This window comes from Streptomyces sp. MI02-7b (assembly GCF_033793585.1).
Classification (GTDB): domain Bacteria; phylum Actinomycetota; class Actinomycetes; order Streptomycetales; family Streptomycetaceae; genus Actinacidiphila.
In genome coordinates this window covers 56,054-73,213 of sequence record NZ_JARAWX010000016.1, presented here as the reverse complement: position 1 = coordinate 73,213, position 17,160 = coordinate 56,054, and the positions used below count along the sequence as shown (strand labels likewise).

The 17,160-nt window shown below is 73.8% G+C and carries 12 protein-coding genes and 2 pseudogenes; 6 read left to right on the top strand and 8 right to left on the bottom strand.

Translation table 11 applies throughout. The features are described from left to right. Positions 1–507 precede the first annotated feature (507 nt). The 4 genes and pseudogenes from PV364_RS25220 to PV364_RS25205 all read left to right on the top strand — a co-directional run bounded on the left by PV364_RS25220 (position 508) and on the right by PV364_RS25205 (position 5,216). Positions 508–1,179, top strand: a complete 672-nt coding sequence (locus PV364_RS25220) for an HNH endonuclease family protein (protein WP_319662565.1) — start codon at positions 508–510, stop codon at positions 1,177–1,179. A gap of 113 nt (positions 1,180–1,292) precedes the next feature. Then, positions 1,293–2,924, top strand: coding sequence for an alkaline phosphatase D family protein (locus PV364_RS25215; protein WP_319662564.1), 1,632 nt, complete (start codon positions 1,293–1,295; stop codon positions 2,922–2,924). A 49-nt stretch (positions 2,925–2,973) separates the two neighbouring features. Further along, positions 2,974–3,271, top strand: a pseudogene (locus PV364_RS25210) (helix-turn-helix domain-containing protein); the annotation flags it as partial. Between the two features lie 829 nt (positions 3,272–4,100). Further along, entirely contained in the window at positions 4,101–5,216 is a 1,116-nt protein-coding gene (locus PV364_RS25205) for a ricin-type beta-trefoil lectin domain protein (protein WP_319662563.1), read from the top strand. 72 nt (positions 5,217–5,288) lie between these two features. Here PV364_RS25205 and PV364_RS25200 read toward each other — a convergent pair whose 3' ends face one another. Next, positions 5,289–6,488, bottom strand: coding sequence for an epoxide hydrolase (locus PV364_RS25200; protein ID WP_319662562.1), 1,200 nt, complete (start codon positions 6,486–6,488; stop codon positions 5,289–5,291). A 307-nt stretch (positions 6,489–6,795) separates the two neighbouring features. On the opposite strand from PV364_RS25200, the gene PV364_RS25195 reads away from it, so the two are divergent. Further along, a complete protein-coding gene (locus tag PV364_RS25195) occupies positions 6,796–9,588 on the top strand; it encodes a helix-turn-helix transcriptional regulator (protein ID WP_319662561.1) in 2,793 nt (930 codons plus the stop codon). 87 nt (positions 9,589–9,675) lie between these two features. Here the strand turns inward: PV364_RS25195 and PV364_RS25190 are convergent, their stop codons facing one another. Next, positions 9,676–11,787: a restriction endonuclease gene (locus PV364_RS25190; RefSeq protein WP_319662560.1), complete on the bottom strand. Its 2,112-nt coding sequence runs from the start codon at positions 11,785–11,787 to the stop codon at positions 9,676–9,678. Between the two features lie 157 nt (positions 11,788–11,944). After that, on the bottom strand, positions 11,945–12,217 hold the full coding sequence (locus PV364_RS25185) for a hypothetical protein (protein ID WP_319662559.1): 273 nt from the start codon (positions 12,215–12,217) through the stop codon (positions 11,945–11,947). 178 nt (positions 12,218–12,395) lie between these two features. On the opposite strand from PV364_RS25185, the gene PV364_RS25180 reads away from it, so the two are divergent. After that, positions 12,396–12,683, top strand: a complete 288-nt coding sequence (locus PV364_RS25180; RefSeq protein WP_319662558.1) for a hypothetical protein — start codon at positions 12,396–12,398, stop codon at positions 12,681–12,683. A gap of 34 nt (positions 12,684–12,717) precedes the next feature. On the opposite strand, the gene PV364_RS25175 is transcribed toward PV364_RS25180, so the two are convergent. The 5 genes and pseudogenes from PV364_RS25175 to PV364_RS25155 all read right to left on the bottom strand — a co-directional run bounded on the left by PV364_RS25175 (position 12,718) and on the right by PV364_RS25155 (position 16,891). Beyond that, on the bottom strand, positions 12,718–13,341 hold the full coding sequence (locus PV364_RS25175) for a YrhB domain-containing protein (RefSeq protein ID WP_319662557.1): 624 nt from the start codon (positions 13,339–13,341) through the stop codon (positions 12,718–12,720). A gap of 4 nt (positions 13,342–13,345) precedes the next feature. After that, positions 13,346–13,951: a GNAT family N-acetyltransferase gene (locus tag PV364_RS25170; RefSeq protein WP_319662556.1), complete on the bottom strand. Its 606-nt coding sequence runs from the start codon at positions 13,949–13,951 to the stop codon at positions 13,346–13,348. A gap of 252 nt (positions 13,952–14,203) precedes the next feature. After that, a pseudogene (locus tag PV364_RS25165) lies at positions 14,204–14,673 on the bottom strand (NUDIX hydrolase). 167 nt (positions 14,674–14,840) lie between these two features. Beyond that, positions 14,841–16,097 (bottom strand): Ig-like domain-containing protein, encoded by a 1,257-nt coding sequence (locus PV364_RS25160; protein WP_415924603.1) that lies wholly within the window; start codon positions 16,095–16,097, stop codon positions 14,841–14,843. Continuing rightward, complete coding sequence (locus PV364_RS25155; RefSeq protein ID WP_319662553.1) at positions 16,094–16,891, bottom strand: L,D-transpeptidase family protein; 798 nt, start codon at positions 16,889–16,891, stop codon at positions 16,094–16,096. The genes PV364_RS25160 and PV364_RS25155 overlap by 4 nt, the downstream gene beginning before the upstream one ends. Positions 16,892–17,160: the final 269 nt, after the last annotated feature.

Genomic DNA, 17,160 nt, shown 5'->3' with positions numbered 1-17,160 from the left:
GTCGCTTCGGCACGGCAGCGTCTGACACTGCGGCCGAAGGTCTCGCTGGCCCGGTCCGCCGCCGTGCCTCGCGGGCGACGATGACGCGTGTACCGGGCTCCGGGCGCCGGCCTGGCCGTCATCCGTTGTGCGTGAGCACATTCCACCGGCGGGTGGACGGGCGACGGACGGGCAGTATGTCGACGGTCCGGCGAGGAGCTACTCCCCTTCTGCTGCTCCCAGTCTACCGGCTGCCCGGGCGTGCCTGCCGGGGCCGTCCACCGGGGGAGCGGGGCCAAGACGCTTGAGCGGGGCGGGGGTTGGGCGGGGAGGGCGCGGGCCCCGGCCGGCGAGTGGTGTGACCGACGCCACATCGGGGCGGCGGTGGATCGCTCGTGCCGCACCTCTCGACATGACGTGTTCATGTCGGCAGGCTGTTACCTGCCGCACGCCCCCACGAAACGTAGCGACACAAGGATGGCCGTCGGCTCCATCGGCCGAACACCCCCACGTCACAGGGAGTTCTCCATGTCCCGGATACGCCTCGCCTTCACGCGCCCCGGTGTCTACGCGCGTCGATACCTCGGTCTGCTCGCTGCTCTCACCAGCCTGTTCGCCACCCTCGGCACCCTCAACGGGCCCGCCGCCCAGGCCGCGCTCCCCACGCCCGTCAGCGCGGCCACCGCCCGCAGCTACCTGGCGTCGCTCAAGGTCGCCGCCGAGAACCGCACCGGCTACGACCGCGACCTCTTCCCGCACTGGATCACCATCAGCGGTGCCTGCGACACCCGTGAGACCGTCCTCAAGCGCGACGGCAGCGGCGTGGTCACCAACTCCTCCTGCTCGGCCACCAGCGGCAGTTGGTACTCGGTCTACGACGGCGCCACCTGGACCGCCGCCTCCGACCTGGACATCGACCACCTCGTGCCGCTCGCCGAGGCCTGGGACTCCGGCGCCTCCGCGTGGACCACCGCCCGCCGCCAGTCCTTCGCCAACGACCTCACCCGCCCGCAGCTCATCGCCGTCACCGACAACGTGAACCAGGCCAAGGGCGACCAGGACCCGGCCACGTGGATGCCGTCGCGCACCGCCTACGCCTGCACCTACGTCCGCGCCTGGGTCCAGGTGAAGTACTACTACGGCCTGTCCGTCGACACCGCCGAGAAGAACAAGCTCACCAGCGTCCTCAGCGGCTGCTGACCCCCGCGGCCGGCTGTCCTCCCCCCACCGTCCGGCCGCCGGGACCGCGAGCGGGAACTCATGCCTTCCCTCCGACGTCCGTACCCAGTGACGACGGAGGGAAGGCCGACCGCATGGCAGAGCTGCGCCTGGGCCCGCTGCTCAGATACGTGGACGAGGACACCGCGACCGTCTGGCTGGAGGCCGACCGCCCCGCCACCGCCGAGATCCGCTGCGACGACGGCTCCGCCGGCAGCGAACGCACCTGGCAGATCGCCGGGCACCACTACGCCATCGTGACCGTCACCGGACTGCGCCCCGGCGCCAGCACCCCGTACCGGGTGCTGCTCGACGGCCGCGAGGTCTGGCCCCTGGCCGGGTCCTCCTATCCGCCCAGCACCATCGACACCCCGGCCGGCGAGGACGGCGAGCTCCGCGTCGCGTTCGGCTCCTGCCGCTGGGCCGCCCCGCCGCCCGACGAGCCCGACCCGATCGGACCGGACGCGCTCGACACCCTCGCCCACCACATAGCCGAGGGCACCGCGCCCCGACCCGGTCTGCTCGTCCTGCTCGGCGACCAGATCTACGCCGACGAGACCTCCGCCGCCACCCGCGCCTGGCTCGCCCGGCGCCGCGACCTGGGCGAACCGCCCTGGGACCAGGTCGCCGACTACGAGGAATACACCCACCTCTACTACGAGTCCTGGCTCGATCCCGACATCCGCTGGCTGCTGTCCACCGTGCCCAGCTGCATGATCTTCGACGACCACGACGTGATCGACGACTGGAACACCTCGCACAGCTGGCGCGCCGACATGCGCGACACCGCATGGTGGAACGAGCGCATCGTCGGCGGCCTCGCCTCGTACTGGGTGCACCAGCACCTGGGCAACCTCAGCCCCGCCGAACTCGCGGGTGACAAACTCCTCGCGGCGATACGGGCGGAGGACGACGGCACCGAGCTGCTGCGCGCCTTCGCCGCCCGCTCCGACGCCGACCCCGCGCACAACCGCTGGAGCTACCGCCGCGACCTCGGCCGCACCCGGCTGCTCATGGTCGACTCCCGCGCCGCCCGCGTCCTGGCCGAGGAACGGCGCGCCATGCTCGACCCGGACGAACTCGACTGGCTGCGCCGGCAGATCCACCCCGACGGGGCGTTCGACCACCTGCTCATCGGCACGTCGCTGCCCTGGCTGCTCCCGCACGCCGTCCACGACGTCGAGGCGTGGAGCTCCGCCCTCGTCCGCGGCAACCGCGGCCACCGCTGGAGCCGGCGCGGCGAACGCCTGCGCCGGGCCGGCGACCTGGAGCACTGGTCGGCCTTCCCCAACTCCTTCGACGACCTGGCCGGGCTGCTCACCGCCGCCGCCGACCACCCCGACGCGCCCGCCACGATCTGCGTCCTGTCCGGCGACGTCCACCACGCCTACACCGCCGAGGCCCACCGGTCCGGCACCCCCATGCGGTCCCGGGTCCTCCAACTGACCTGCTCGCCGGTGCACAACACGATCCCCGGCTTCATGCGCGTCGCCTTCCGTCTCGCGTGGACCCGGCCCGCCCGCCTCCTCGGCCGCGCCCTCACCCGCCACGGCCGCGCCCCCGCGACCTCCCTGACGTGGAGCAGGCTCGGCGGCCCCTGGTTCGGCAACCAGTTGATGACACTGACCCTGCGGGGGCGCGCCGCGCGCCTGCGGCTGGACCAGACCCGGGCCGAGGAGCCCAAGGCCCGGCTGGAGACGGTGCTGGACACCCGGCTCACGGACTGAACGGCGACCCGGATCGCCGACCCCGGGACGGGCGCGGTGGAATGGCAGCGTGGAGCACTCACCGGCGATCGCCGCCACCCTCGCCGAGGTCGGCCCCCGGCTCAAGCGCCTGCGCACCGGGCGGGGCGTCGCGCTGGCCGTACTGTCCGAGGCCACCGGCATCTCGAAGAGCACGCTGTCCCGGCTGGAGACCGGTGGGCGCCGCCCGAGCCTCGAACTGCTGCTGCCGATCGCCCGGGCACACCGGGTGCCGCTCGACGAACTGGTCGGCGCGCCCCCGTCCGGCGACCCCCGCGTCCCCCCCGGCCCCGCGCCGGGTGAACGGCAGGACCGTCGTTCCCCTGACCGGGCGGGCCGTCAGCCCTGCGGCCTCGCCCTGTGCGAGCGGGCGGCGGCGCGGCCGCATCCTGCCGACCCGCCGCATCCCGCTGATCGCGACGACGCGCCACACCGACCTGCCTCACAGCTCTGGCCGTTGGCGTGAGGCCGAGGCGGCGGGCCGGTCGTGGCGCGGGCCGTCGCCGACCGCGCGCCGGGGGCCCGCCCCTCACCAGTCGTGCCACCGGTCCGGGCTCGCGTGCCGGCCGATGCGGTCCCGTGCGGCGGGGACGGGCACGTCGATGCCGTGCTCCGTGCGGGTCATGTCGAGGCAGGCGCACCACTCCGTCCGCCCGCGGGTCTCGCGGCCGCCTCCGGCGTGAGGACTCGCGGCCGAGACGGTGTGACACGCGACCGTGCGCACGCACACCGTGGCACTGCGAGACGGGGTCCTGGCCGGAGGGCGTGCGGTGCGGCCTCCCGCCCGCCGCGCCTGCCGCAACTCGCCCCGGGTGTGGAGGATCCGCGGGTCACGTCGTGACCTGGCCGGTGGACCGGCCTGCGGGACGCCCGCCCGGCAGAGGAGTGTGCCACCTCCCACACCGTGTCAGCGGACGCCGAGTGCTAGGGTCCGTGTGGCGCTCCCCGAGGCGCCGTACTCCAAGGCACAAGGCGCAGCACGGCTGGCGCCCCTCGCCGTATCTGCGTCCCCCAGGCAGAAGGGGTCCCCGCACGCCTTCCGGCCGCCCGCGGTCGGCCGGTCCGCCGGCGCGGGGTGCCCGAGGACGGACGAGCGGGCGGATTCCCTGTTCGTGCGGCCGGGCTTCTTCTCGCCACTTCTGATCCTGGAAGGACGCAATGACGGCTTCTCCCAACGACGGGACGGCGGCAGCCGACGGGACCCGGGCGGCGCCGCCCGCAGGCTCCACGCCGCTGCCCCGCCGGACGCAGAGGACGACCGCTATCGCCGAGGCAGCCGCCAGTACGAGTGCGACGCCCGCGGACTGGACCGACGGCCGGACCGTGACGGAGCGCTCCCGGCGGGCCGCGGAGATCCCCGAGGAGCCCGAGGACCCCTCGGGGGCGCCCGGGTCCACGTTCGCCGACGGGTTCGCGGCGGGGCTCGCGTTCGCGCCGCGCCCGGCGACCGAGGAGACCGGCGGCGGGGGAGCCGCCCAGGCCGCGGCCGGCGCGGCGGCGCCCTCCGCTCCTCGCCCACGGTCCCGCAGGACCGTCCTCATCGGCGCGGTCCTGGCCGTGGGCGTCCTCGCATGCGTCCCCTTCGCCGTGCGCGCCGTCGACGGCGACGGCCGGGGCGCGGCGACGGTCACCATCACCGACGCCGCCTCGGGCGACCGGATCCCCGGGGACGTCACGGCCCCCGCGAGCCCGTCCGCGGCGCTGTCGCCCTCCGCCCCGAACAGTCCGCGGCGATCGCCCGGGACCAGCGCGAGCGCCGGTGACAGCGCCGGCTCCACCCCGTCCCCGGACCGGACCGGCGGGAACGAGAAGCCGGGCGGAGCCGGGAAGCCCGGCGGCACCGCGCAGCAGCCCACGGCGGGCACCTCGTCCACCGGCGCCCCGGCGGACGAGACCGTGCCGGACGGGGCCATCCTCAACCCCGCCTCCGGCCGCTGCATCGACAACAGCACCCCGAACAACACGCCGCTGCAGGTGTGGGACTGCACAGGGAGCCCCCAGCAGACCTGGCAGGTCATGCCGGACACCAGCATCCGGTCCGTGGGCCGGTGCCTGGACGTCGTGAACGGCTCACGGGACGACGGGGCGGGGATCCAGCTCGCCGACTGCAACGGCACCGGCGCCCAGCAGTTCCGGTTCGACTCCGCGCACCGGCTGGTCAATCTGCAGGCCGGCAAGTGCGTCACCCTCGAGGACGCCTCGGGTGCCAACGGCACCAGGCTGCACCTGTGGACGTGCGGCTCCGCCGCCGGCCAGAAGTGGACGGCCCACTGATCCACGGGCACGCGCCGGCCCCGGTGCCCCGCCACGCCGACGTGGCGGGGCACCGGGAGAACCGCCGGTCGGCTACCGAAGCGACCGCAGGCCCGTGCGGACCTCGTTCACGAAGAGCTCCGGCTGCTCCCAGGCGGCGAAGTGGCCGCCCTTGGGGAGCCGGTTGTAGTGGACGAGGTTGGGGTAGGCCTGCTCGGCCCAGCTCTTGGGCGCCTGGTAGAGCTCGTCGGGGAAGACGCTCACCGCGACCGGGAGCCTGACGCCCTTGGCACCGAAGAACGGTGACGTGTTCTCCGCGTAGAGACGAGCCGCGGACACCGCGGTGTTCGTCAGCCAGAAGAGCGTGATGTTGTCCAGGACGTCGTCCCGGGACAGGCCCTCGGCCACTCCGTCGAAGGCCCGGGAGATGAGGGCCAGACTGGCCGCGTCGTGGTCGAGCATGAAGGCGGCCAGGCCGACGGGGGAGTCCGCGAACGCGGTCAGCGACTGCGGGCGCGAGCCCATCATGTAGGCGTAGTAGACGTGCCGGTACACGAAGTCCAGCTGCGCGACGGCCGCCTTCTCCTCGTCGTTGGCCAGAACGACGTCGGACGGCAGCGGGTTGCCGGCCACGATCGCCGCCTCGATGGCGGGCGGAACCACCTTGGGCATGTTGGTGTGGATGCCGACCAGGCCCTCGGGCTCCTGCACGCCCATGAGGTCCGTGACGACCGCGCCCCAGTCGCCGCCCTGCGCGGCGTACTTGGTGTAGCCCAGGCGCTTCATCAGCTCGCCCCAGGCGCTCGCGATGCGCTCGGGACCCCAGCCCTTCGCGGTCGGCTTGCCCGAGAAGCCGTAGCCGGGCATCGACGGGATCACCACGTGGAAGGCGTCGGAGGCGTCGCCGCCGTGCGCGGTGGGGTCGGTGAGCGGCTCGATGATCTTCAGCTGCTCGACGACCGACCCGGGCCACCCGTGCGTGACGATCAGGGGCAGGGCGTTCTCGTGCCGGGAACGGACGTGGATGAAGTGGATGTCCAGCCCGTCGATCTCGGTGATGAAATGCGGTACGGCCTTCAGCTTCGCCTCGACCTTGCGCCAGTCGTACTCGGTGGCCCAGTAGCGTGCGAGCTCCTGGATCGTCGCGAGCTGCGTGCCCTGGGACTGATCTGCGACGGTCTCCCTCTCGGGCCAGCGCGTCGCCACGATCCGCGCGCGCAGGTCCTCGAGTACCGCATCGGGGAACTCGAACGTGAACGGGCGGATCGCTGTCTCTTCGGGGGTCACAGACATGTGGTTCTCCTTGCTGTCGTCGGCGGCTCGCTGCACACCGACCGGTCCACGATGGATCCGCGGGGTGCGCGTCGCCCCAGGGGAACCCCCGGGGGTCCGCCCCGGGGCCGGACCCCCGGGGGCGGGAGGGGCCCCCGGCCTGGACAGCGGACGGCATGCACAAAAGGGATAAAATGTGCACGTCGGGCGGATCCCGCGAAAGCCCGCCCGGCGTCCGGCGGACGGCGCCACGCCGACCGCGGCGCATCCGATCGCAGCGGTCGCACGGGCCGTGCGACGCACCAGGAGCGGATCAGGAAGTCGGTCCATGGGCGCACCCGTCGTCGACACACAGGTCGCACTTCACGGCCGGGGTCCGGAGCTGGCCGCGCTGGAGCGGGTGCTGACCACGGCGGGGGCGGGCAGCAGCGCGGTCCTGGTGCTCCGCGGTGAGGCGGGGATCGGCAAGACGGCCCTCCTGGACCATGCCGCCCGGCGGGCCTCCGGGTTCCGTACCGTCGGTGTGGCGGGCGTCGAGTCGGAGATGGAGCTCCCGTTCGCGAGCCTCCACCAGCTCTGCGCGCCCATGCTGGACCGGCTCCACGAGCTGCCCGGACCGCAGCGGGACGCCTTGTCCGTCGCGTTCGGTCTGCGGGAGGGCGGGGGAGAGCCGAAGGGGGCGGCGCCGCACCGGTTCCTGGTGGGACTGGCCGTGCTCAGCCTGCTGGCCCGCGTCGCCGAGGCCCGGCCGCTGGCCTGCCTCGTCGATGACGCGCAGTGGCTGGACGACGCGTCCGGACAGGCCCTGGCGTTCGTCGCCAGGCGGCTGATGGCCGAATCGATCGCTTTGGTCTTCGCGGTGCGGGAGCCCGACGGCGACCGCACCCTGGCCGGTCTGCCGGAGCTGGTCGTCGGCGGTCTCAGCGAGCGCGACGCACGGGCCCTGCTGGCCTCGGTCGTGGGCGTACCCCTGGATCCCCTGGTTCGGGATCGGATCGTCGCCGAGGCGCACGGCAACCCCATGGCCCTGCTGCAGCTCCCCAGCGCGCTCGGTCCCGCCGAGCTGGCGGGCGGATTCTGGCTTCCCGAGGGCCGCCCTGTCGCGAACGGCATCGAAGCCGCCTTCCACCAGCGGTTCCGCTCCCTGCCCCAGGACAGCCGGCGGCTCCTGCTGACCGCCGCGGCCGAGCCGACCGGGGACGTGGGCCTGCTCTGGCGTGCGGCAGGCCTGCTGGGGATACCCGCGGATGCCGCGGCCCCGGCCGAGGCCGCGGGACTGGTGGAGTTCGGGGCCAGGGTGCGGTTCCACCACCCCCTGGTGCGCTCGGCCGTCTACCGAAGGACGCCGGTGCCGAATCGCCGGGTGGCGCACCGGGCGCTGGCCGAGGCCACCGATCCGCACCTCGATCCCGATCGCAGGGCGTGGCACCGCGCCCACGCGGCGGCCCGGCCCGAAGAGAGCGTCGCCGTCGACCTGGAGCGCTCGGCGGGCCGGGCCCAGGGCAGGGGCGGAGCCGCCGCGGCCGCCGCGTTCCTGCGGCGGGCGGCGGAGCTGACGCCCGGTCCCGCCCGCCGGGTCGACCGTGCGCTGGCCGCCGCGCAGGCCGCCGTCGACGCCGGCGGGGCCGACCAGGCCCACGACCTGCTGGCGGTCGCGGAGGCCGGCCCGCTCGACGACCTGCAGTGTGCGAGGCTGGAGCGGCTGCGGGCGCGGTTGGTGTTCTCGCAGGTGCGGGGCGGCGACGCGCCCGGCCTGCTGCTCGACGCCGCGCACCGGCTCGCGCCGCTCGACAGCGCTCTGGCCCGTGACACCCTGCTGGAGGCGTTCGGGGCGGCGATGTTCGCCGGCCGGCTGAGCACGGGCCCCGGGCTGCGCGAGGTGGCGGAGGCGGCCCGCGCGGGACCGCCGCCGTCGTCCCCGCCGCGGATGGTCGACGTCCTTCTGGACAGCATGGCGGGCCTGGTCATCGACGGCCACGCCGCCGCCGGCGAGGTCCGGCGGGCGCTGCACGTGGTCCGGCAGGAGCAGGGGGCGGGAGCGACGGATGCGGACAGGCGCTGGATGTGGCTGGCCTGCCGGGTGACCCCGGAGCCCCTCGCGCCGGAGCTGTGGGACGACGACGCGTGGCAGGAACTGGCGACCGGCGCCGTGGGCATGGCCCGCGAGGCCGGGGCGCTCGCCGTGCTCCCGATGGCGCTGACGTACCAGGCGTGCTTCCACGTGTTCGCCGGCGGGTTCTGCACCGCCGAGGCCCTGATCGACGAGGCGACGGCGATCTCGGAGGCGGTGGGCGGGGTACCCATGATGTACACCTCACTGCTGCTCGCCGCCTGGCGTGCCGAGGAGTCCCCGGCGCGGGACCTCATCCGGGCCACCGCCGACGAGGTGGCGGCCCGGGGCGAGGGCCGCGCGCTGAGCCTGGCCGAGTACGCCACCGCTGTCCTGGAGAACGGCCTCGGCCACTACGACGCCGCCCTGGCCGCCGCGACGCACGTCTGCCGGTACGAGGACCCGGGATTCCTCGGATGGGCCCTGTTCGAACTGATCGAGGCCGCCGCCCGCAGCGGGCGGCCGCAGACCGCCGCGTCGGCGCTGGACAGGCTCTCGCACCGTGCACGCGCCGCCGGCACCGAGTGGGCGCTCGGTGTGGAGGCCTGCTCACGCGCCCTGCTGAGCGACGACCGGGCCGCGGACGCGCTCCACCGGGAGGCGATCGACCGCCTCGAGCACTGCCGGATCGCCGTCCACCTCGCCCGCGCCCGTCTGGTGTACGGCGAGTGGCTGCGCCGCCAGAACCGCCGCCGGGAGAGCCGCACCCAACTGCGCGCCGCCTACGAGGCGTTCAGCCGGTTCGGAGCGGACGGCTTCGCCGAACGGGCCCGCCGGGAGCTTCTGGCGACGGGGGAGACCGTACGGAAGCGGGTGGTCGACACCGCCACCGAACTCACCGGCCAGGAGTCCCAGATCGCCGGGCTGGCCAGGGACGGGTACACCAACAGCGAGATCGCCGCCCAGCTGTTCATCAGCCCGCGCACGGTGGGGTGGCACCTCGGCAACGTGTTCGCCAAGCTCGGGGTCAGCTCCCGCAGACAGCTCCGCTCGGTGCTCTCCCCGCCGTGATCCCGGTAGCGCCTCCTCCCCCGTGATCGTTCCGGACGGGCGACGAACGAACGCGCCGACCCCGGGCCGTACGGGCTTCCCGGACGCCTAGGCCACCTCGATGCCGTACTCCTGGACCAGGGCCTCCAGGCCTCCGGCGTAGCCCTTGCCGCCGATGACGAAGTCCCAGTCGCCGGTGGCGCGACGACGGAACGAACCGAGGACCAGCGCGGTCTCGCCCGGGCGGCCGTCGGACACCTCCAGGCGGTCGAGTTCGGTGCCCGAGGCGTCCAGGAGCCGGATGCCCGCGTCGGTGAAACCCGACAGGTCCGCCCGGGGGTCGGCGACGGGATCGACCGCCGCCACGAGGACGAGCCGGTCGGCCCGCTCCGGCAGCGCGTCGAAGGCGACGCGGAGCGCCGCCTTGTCGGGCGCCGCGTCGCCGACCGAGCGGACCGCCCCCTCGGGGGTCCCGGGGTTGTTGTAGAAGACGAAGTGGTCGTCGCTGAGTACCCGGGACCCCCGGCAGACGAGTGCGCACACGTCCACGGCGACGGCGCCCGACCACGACATGCCCAGCACGTTGTGATCGACGGGCTGTTCGCCGGCCGCGCGCTCCGGAGCGGGCCGCCGACCGGGACCGCCGGACGCGCCGGACCCGCCGTCGCCCAGCCTGCCGCGCAGCCCGTGACGGTGCAGCAGGTCGACCAGTTCGCCGCCGGACACCAGCTCCAGCGGCTTGCCGTTCGCGAACGTACGGGACCCCGGGCCGAACCCGGAGGTGGTGACCAGCACGCCCTTGTTGGCGCCCGCGTCCTGCACGGTGCCGTACAGATCGCGGACCGCGGTCGGCGGGACCGTGTTGCGGTAGCGCTTGACCTGCACGACGATCTTCCCGCCCCGTATCGGGGTGGGATCGTCCGCCTCGACGTCGACGCCGCCGTCGTTCGAGCGCTGCGTCGTCACCGCGCGCATCCCCATGGCGCGGAACAGGTCCGCGACCAGCGACTCGAAGGCGATCGGATCCATGGTGTACAGGTCCGGCTCGTCGTCCCCTCCGTGTGTGACGACGTCCCCGCCGACGTCGCCGGGCAGCCGCCCCGGCCTGACCGCGGCGCGCTGGTCGGGACGCGCGGAGAGCTGACCGCGGAGGCCGTCCACGAGGCAGTCCACCGCGTTGACCTGTTCCAGGTTCAGCGCGGCGAAGGCCGGGCGGGCGGCCATGACGGTCGCCAGGACGATCTCGGCACGCCGGCCGGTCGCCGGATCGTGGTCGTCCACGAAGCCGTTCAGCGCGACCGACTCCAGCGCCCCGAACTCGTCGGCCGCGAACAGGTCGCGCAGCACCAGCAGCAGGCACTGCGCCAGCACGTCGCGGTACAGCGCCCGCCGCTGGGCGACCGGGCGTGCCGTCTCCTTGTCCTGGTCGGCGGACGGCACGTAGCGCACCGACTTCGCCTCCGGGACGATGTCGTACGCGGGCAGTTCCCAGTTCACCACCAGCTGCCGCCCGGACGGGTCGTAGGCGGCGGACAGCTGCCGCGGCATCGCCTCGGGCCAGGCCGAGGACGCGTACAGCGCCGCGGAGAAGTACTCCACGGCCGCGTCCGGGTCCCCGTCGCGGAGCGCCGCGGCCATCTCCGCTATCGCGGCGTTGTGACGGCGTATCTCCGCCAGCTGCGCGCCCGCCCACTGGTCGTACTGCTGCCGGTACGTCGCCAACTGCCGCTGCCGTTGCTGTTCGGCGGCCTGCGCGGCGTGCCAGTCGCGCTCGAACCGGGCCCGCGCCTCGTCCTGCGCCTGGGCACGCCGATGCGCCCCCAGGCCCCAACCACCCTGCGCCTGGTACTGGTTCGGGTCCGGCATCGCGAGGGGCCGGGCCAGCGGGCCGGGGGCGAACGCCTCGATCTGCTCCGGCCGGACGAGCGCGGCCGACCGGAACGCCGGAGCCCGGCACCCGGCGGCCAGCAGACCCCCCAGGGCCGCGACCCGCGCGTCCAGCTCCTCGGTGCGGCGACGCGCGTCCGCCTCCCGGTGCCGCCGGTACGCCGCCTGCTGCTCACGATGGCCGCGCGCCATGTCGCGCTCGTGGGCCCGCTGCTGCCGCTCCGCGTCCCTTTGACGCTGCACCTGCGAGCGCAGCTGCGCCTCCCGCTGCCGCTGCTGCTGGCGCTGCGCCTCGGCCCAGATCCCGGCCAGTCCGCTGGAACGACGACTCATGGCGGTACACGTCCTCCCCAGGGACACCATCGCCCCACACAACCGTTCGTCCGCCGGCTCCCCACCAGCGGTAACCGGACACCTTAGTCGCGATTCGGCCCGGTTCCCACGGGCTCGGCGCACGCTTTGAACCGCTGGCCCACTGCTGCCCGGGGTGTCAGGCGTCATGCCACGGCAGAGGATCCGGCCGCCGGTTCCACCACCAGCCGCGTCCGCCCCGGTCGCGGTCGTCTCCCGCGAGCTCGCGGACGAGCACGCGCCCGGGATCGTCCACGGTCGAGCCGGCGAACACGTCGTCCATCTCGTGCGGGGCGAGCAGGAGCGGCGACGCGGCCCGCTCGGGAAGGTGCGGAGCGGTCTCGGCGATCCTGTCCCGCGCCTCCAGCCAGTCCGCGACGGTCTGCGCCGGTGCCCCCGACTCGTCGATCATGGGCTCGACACGCGCCAGGTCCGCCAGACGGCCGCGGACCGCGTCCGCGACCGGTGTGGCGCCCCACGGTTCCCCCGCGCGCCGCCCGGCGTCAAGACACCGCTCGCGTCACGGTCTTCGGCGCGACATATGACCGTGGCACACTGCCGCCCCCAGAGAGTGGGGGAGGGGTCTTCACATGCAGCGGGTCAAGGGTGCCAGACCGGATCTCGGCAAGACCGATCACTGGTCGAGGTTCCGCGGGCTCACCTGGTGGCAGTGGGTGCTGTCGGTACTGCCGTTCGGCCTGTTCGTCGGCGGCGCGCTGGGCGCGGGCATCGGCCTGCTGGGCATCGCCGCGAACACCTCCATCGCCAGGAAGCAGTTCCCGGCGCCGCTCAAGGCGCTCGCCATGACCGGCGTCGTCCTGGCCGCCTACCTGGTCTGGCTCGCGATCGCGGTCATCCTCAACACCACGGTGAACTGAGGCCGCGCCGCGCAAGTCGCGGGGCCATCGCCGATCACGTTGTCCCTCTCTCACCGCGTGCCGAAGAAGAGGACATGGCCGGGGCCCCGCGGCGCTGCGGTCGAACCGGCGGGTCCGCTGGGCCCATGACCGTGGTGACCGGTAGGAGAGGAACGGCTCCACGGGGCCCGGCAGCACGCTCCGCGAGGTCTTCCGACGGCTCCTCGCCGCGATTGAGGGCGGCGACGTACTCGCGAACCTGCCCCAGCGTCAGGTGAGTTGCGCGCTTGCGCAGCAACCGCATGGCCGCGACGCGGCCCTCGGCCGCCAGGACACGGGCGGCCACGACACCCAGGTCGTCCGGCGCGGCCGGCCGTGGGCGGCCCTTCACACGGTGACGGTAGTCGTCCTCCCACTCGCCCATGCGGTACGCGACGTAGCCGATCGTGTGGACGCTGCCGTCAACGGCGTCCACCAGGTAGGGGCCGACCCCGAGGAACACGGCCCTGCTGTCCCGGGTCCTGACCCACGCCGCGGACTGTGCGAAGACGAGCCAGCCAAGGGCGTGCCGCCGGGTCTTCCGGACGACCATGGGAGGGGCGGCGGTGTGCGGCGACTCCGCCTCCTCGCGCGCCAGCACCTGCTCGACCAGCGCGATGGCCCGCTCCATGGGGATCATGCGCTCATGCCTGACCTGCGGCGCGGGTTGGGCGGGAAACCGGCTGTGCGGCGTGCCACTGGTCCACCGTCATCCGCCAGACGACGTCGATCCCCACTTCACCGGGGGCGGCAGGGCCGCCCGGCACGTGGAAGCGTTCGACCTCGGTGAAGCCCAGGCGGAAGGGTACGGCGCCACTGGCCGTGTTGGCGGCGTCGTGATGGATCTCGACGCGGTCGACGCCGGGGAGTCGGAAGCCCTGCCCCGCAAGAGCCGCCGCGGCCATCGTGACGAGTCCCTGACCCGTCCACCGGGGGTGGATCCAGTAGCCGATCTCGAGGCCGCCCGCCCCGATGCGGCGGTGCAGGCCGCAACTGCCGATCACGGCACCACCCGACGTGATCGCATAGCCGAAGGCCTCCCCGGTCTCCCAGTCCTCGTGGGTACGCGCCAGGAAGTCGGCGGTCGCCTGCCGGTCGTGGCCGGCCGCCCAGACCATCCACGGCAGGAGCGTGTCCAGGGATTCGGTGGTCGCCCGGTCCAGGGCGTCGAGATCGTTCATGTGCCATCGGCGCAGTTCGACCCGGTCGAAACGGAGGCTTTCGGCAGGTGCGGAGGGCTCGTCGTCCATGCCGGGATGCTCTCGCGGCCCGGCTGAGGCCGACAACGCAATATCGACAGGCCGTTGTCCGGACGACCAGTCCATCGCCTCGTCGGCCGACCCATCCGGCGGACCAGTTCGCCGATCTCCAGCCCGCGCGCGAAGGTCAGGCAGTAGGTGTCAAAGGCCGTGGTGATCCACTGAACTCCGCCGCCTGTCCCAAGGACTCCCGTGGGCCACGAGTTGCCGTGCGGTGCCCATGCGAGGGGCACTCCGCGCCGATCAGCCGATGGAGGGCTCGGTACGACCGCTCAATCCGTGGTCGATCCGCATCCCCATGGAGGGGTGGATGCGGAGCTTGTCCAACGTGCTCGGGGGTACGAAGGCCGCGTCCTTGCTCTCGCTGCTGGTGCGGAGCTCGCCGCCGGTGATGCGGGCCCGGAAGCAGAGGGAGAACTGCTGGCGCACCTCGCCGTCGTCGTAAGCCATGACGTGGGCCGGGTCGGTGTAGATGCCGATCAGGCCGGTCACCTCGACGTCGAACCCGGTCTCTTCCTCCGTCTCCCGCACGGCCGCGGCCGGCGCGGACTCCCCGATGTCGACGCCGCCACCGGGGAGCGCCCACAGGTCGTTGTCGGTCCTGTGGATGAGCAGGATCTCGCCGGCCCCGTTGAGGGCGACGGCCGTGACCGAGGGACGATGCTGTTCGCCCTCGGGGCGTTCGGGTCGTCGACGCAGTCGGCGCGGGCCATGACTCCAGCCTCGCACAGGCGTCCTTCCCGGTCAGGCGACCCGGGCCCGGCGGGCATCGGATGCCGTCGGTGAGCCGCGGCGCGGCACAGCGGCCCGGCATCCCGCCGTCGGGGTCCCGGGCCGCGGCCGTGCGCGCGGGCGGGCCGGACGCATCGCGGGAGAAGCCTCAGGCGAGGGCCGAGCCGGCCTTCCACTGGTCCCAGGACATGTTCCAGCCGTTGAGGCCGTTGTCGGGGGCGATCGTGTGGTCGTGGGAGTGCTCGACCACGACCACGTCGCCGAGGAGGGAGTGGTTGTAGAACCACGCCGCGTCCTGTCCGGAGTCGCCGCCGCCGCGGACGTCGTTCAGCCCCACGCAGCCGTGGCTGACATTGGCGTGGCCGAAGGTGGAGTCCGGCGCCCAGTAGTTGCCGTGGATGAAGGTGCCGGAGGTCGACAGGCGCATCGCGTGCGGGACGTCGGGGATGTCGTACTCCCCGGCGTATCCCACGCTGGCGCCGTCCATGCGGGTGGAGACGAGCTTCTGGGAGATCACCATCTGCCCGTTGTACGTGGTGCGGCCCGGTGCGCCGGAGGTGATCGGGATCGTGCGGACGGTGCGGCCGTCGCGGACGACGCGCATCGTGTGCGTGGCGGCGTCGACGGTGGAGACCTGACGGCGGCCGACGGTGAAGCGGACCGTCCTGTCCTGGGTTCCGTAGGCGTTCGCCGCGGCCTTCACGCCGTCCAGGCGCAGACTCAGGGTGACCCGGGTGTTCGCCTTCCAGTACGTCTGCGGACGCAGGTCCAGGCGCTGGTCGCCGAACCAGTGGCCGACGACCTGCTGGCCGCTTCCGCTGGTGACGCGTATGCCGCCCTCGACGGCCTTCTTGTCGGTGACCGGCTTGTTGAAGGTCAGCGACACGGGCATGCCGACCCCGACGGTCGAGCCGTCCTCGGGGGTGAACGTGCCGACCAGGCGCTCGTCCTTCGCGAGGGTGGTGAAGGACAGGCGGCGGGTCTGCTCCCGGCCCGCCTCGTCGGCGGCCCGGACGACGAGGCGGTACGCGGTCCCGTACGCCAGGGCGGCGTCCGGGGACCAGCGGCGGTGATCGCCGGCCTCGGTCCCGCGTACCTGTTGTCCGGTCGTGGTGGTGAGGGTGACGGACGAGATCTTCCCGCCGGAGACCTCGACGTCGCCGGCGGCGGCGACGGAGGCGTGCCGCTCGCCGTCGGCGGCCCCCGTGGTGAGCCGGAGGGCTGCCGCGGACCGTGGCTCGCCCGAGGCGGCCCGGGACGGCGCCGACGCCTGCGCGGCGGGCGTGGCGGCGGGGTGCGGGCCCGCGCAGGCGGTGAGTACCGAGGCCCCGGCGACGGCAAGGGCGATCACGGTGCGGTGGGAAAGGGACGACACGCTTACTCCTGTGGACCGCGGGACTGTCATCGGGCGAGAGAGGCCGCGTCGCCCATGACGACGACGGGGTGGTCGGCGGGGTCGAGGACCCGCAGCAGCTGGCGCATGTGCGTCTTGGAGAGGCTCACGCAGGCGTGCGTGGGGCCGCCGTGGTCGACGTGGATCCATATACCGCCGCCGCGGTTCGCGCCCATCGGCTGGGCGCCGTCCATCGGTGAAGTGCCGGGCTGCCGGTTGTAGTTGATGGCGATGACGTAGTCGAAGGACCCGGCGAGCGGTTCGCCCTCGAAACCGGTACCGCTGATGGAGAAGGCGCCGGAGCGGTGGTAAGGCAGCTTGGTGCCGGGGTCGGCCAGCCGTCCGCCGGCGTCGGTGAGACCGAACACCCCTATGGGGCTGTGCAGGTCGCCCGCGTAGTGCTCGTCGGTCCAGCCCCGGTAGCCGTTGTGCGCGGCCCACACCGCCCCCGGACGCCAGCCACCGTCGACGCGCTGCCAGAGCACGACCCTTGAGGCCGCCGACTTCTTGCCGGTGCCCGTGACCAGGACGACCTGCCGGGTGCGGGCCGGGATCCGCGACAGGGTCTCGGGCCCGAGCCCCGGCAGCCGGGCGGGGAACTCCGGCTCCGGCGGGGCCGTCGTCCGCGGTGCCGCGGGGACGGCGGCCGGCTGACCGGTCGCGGGGGCGGCGGCGTCCTGGACGACCGAGGCGGTCTCAGGGGCGGAGTGGGCATTGCCCTCGGGTGACTGGAGGTACGTGGCGATCCCCAGCGAGGAGACGACGACCGCGGCGGACATGGATATGTAGGGCCTGTGGAGGCGCATGGGCGCGGGCTTTCTCAAGAGGTGGGGGACATTGCGGCTGCAGCCCTGCGGCGGGGCTCGCGTGTCCGGCGGGCCGGCCCGCGTCCAAGGGGGATGCGGCACTCCTGGCGTCGCCGCCCACGTCATGGGCGCGGTCCGGGGCCGCGGGGGTGGTTCCACACCCGTTCAACCAGGCGGACTCCTGTTCGGGTTGCCTGGACGTCGGAGCGGCGCGGGCTGGGGCGTGGCGGGGCCGGGGGCCGGGTGGGATGCGGGAACGGGGCGCCCCG

Bases quoted from the DNA above. Each gene is read 5' to 3' on its own strand.
- PV364_RS25220 (WP_319662565.1), top strand. From the start codon at position 508: ATGTCCCGGATACGCCTCGCCTTCACGCGCCCCGGTGTCTACGCGCGT.
- PV364_RS25215 (WP_319662564.1), top strand. From the start codon at position 1,293: ATGGCAGAGCTGCGCCTGGGCCCGCTGCTCAGATACGTGGACGAGGAC.
- PV364_RS25205 (WP_319662563.1), top strand. From the start codon at position 4,101: ATGACGGCTTCTCCCAACGACGGGACGGCGGCAGCCGACGGGACCCGG.
- PV364_RS25200 (WP_319662562.1), bottom strand. From the start codon at position 6,488: ATGTCTGTGACCCCCGAAGAGACAGCGATCCGCCCGTTCACGTTCGAG.
- PV364_RS25195 (WP_319662561.1), top strand. From the start codon at position 6,796: ATGGGCGCACCCGTCGTCGACACACAGGTCGCACTTCACGGCCGGGGT.
- PV364_RS25190 (WP_319662560.1), bottom strand. From the start codon at position 11,787: ATGAGTCGTCGTTCCAGCGGACTGGCCGGGATCTGGGCCGAGGCGCAG.
- PV364_RS25185 (WP_319662559.1), bottom strand. From the start codon at position 12,217: ATGATCGACGAGTCGGGGGCACCGGCGCAGACCGTCGCGGACTGGCTG.
- PV364_RS25180 (WP_319662558.1), top strand. From the start codon at position 12,396: ATGCAGCGGGTCAAGGGTGCCAGACCGGATCTCGGCAAGACCGATCAC.
- PV364_RS25175 (WP_319662557.1), bottom strand. From the start codon at position 13,341: ATGATCCCCATGGAGCGGGCCATCGCGCTGGTCGAGCAGGTGCTGGCG.
- PV364_RS25170 (WP_319662556.1), bottom strand. From the start codon at position 13,951: ATGGACGACGAGCCCTCCGCACCTGCCGAAAGCCTCCGTTTCGACCGG.
- PV364_RS25160 (WP_415924603.1), bottom strand. From the start codon at position 16,097: ATGACAGTCCCGCGGTCCACAGGAGTAAGCGTGTCGTCCCTTTCCCAC.
- PV364_RS25155 (WP_319662553.1), bottom strand. From the start codon at position 16,891: ATGCGCCTCCACAGGCCCTACATATCCATGTCCGCCGCGGTCGTCGTC.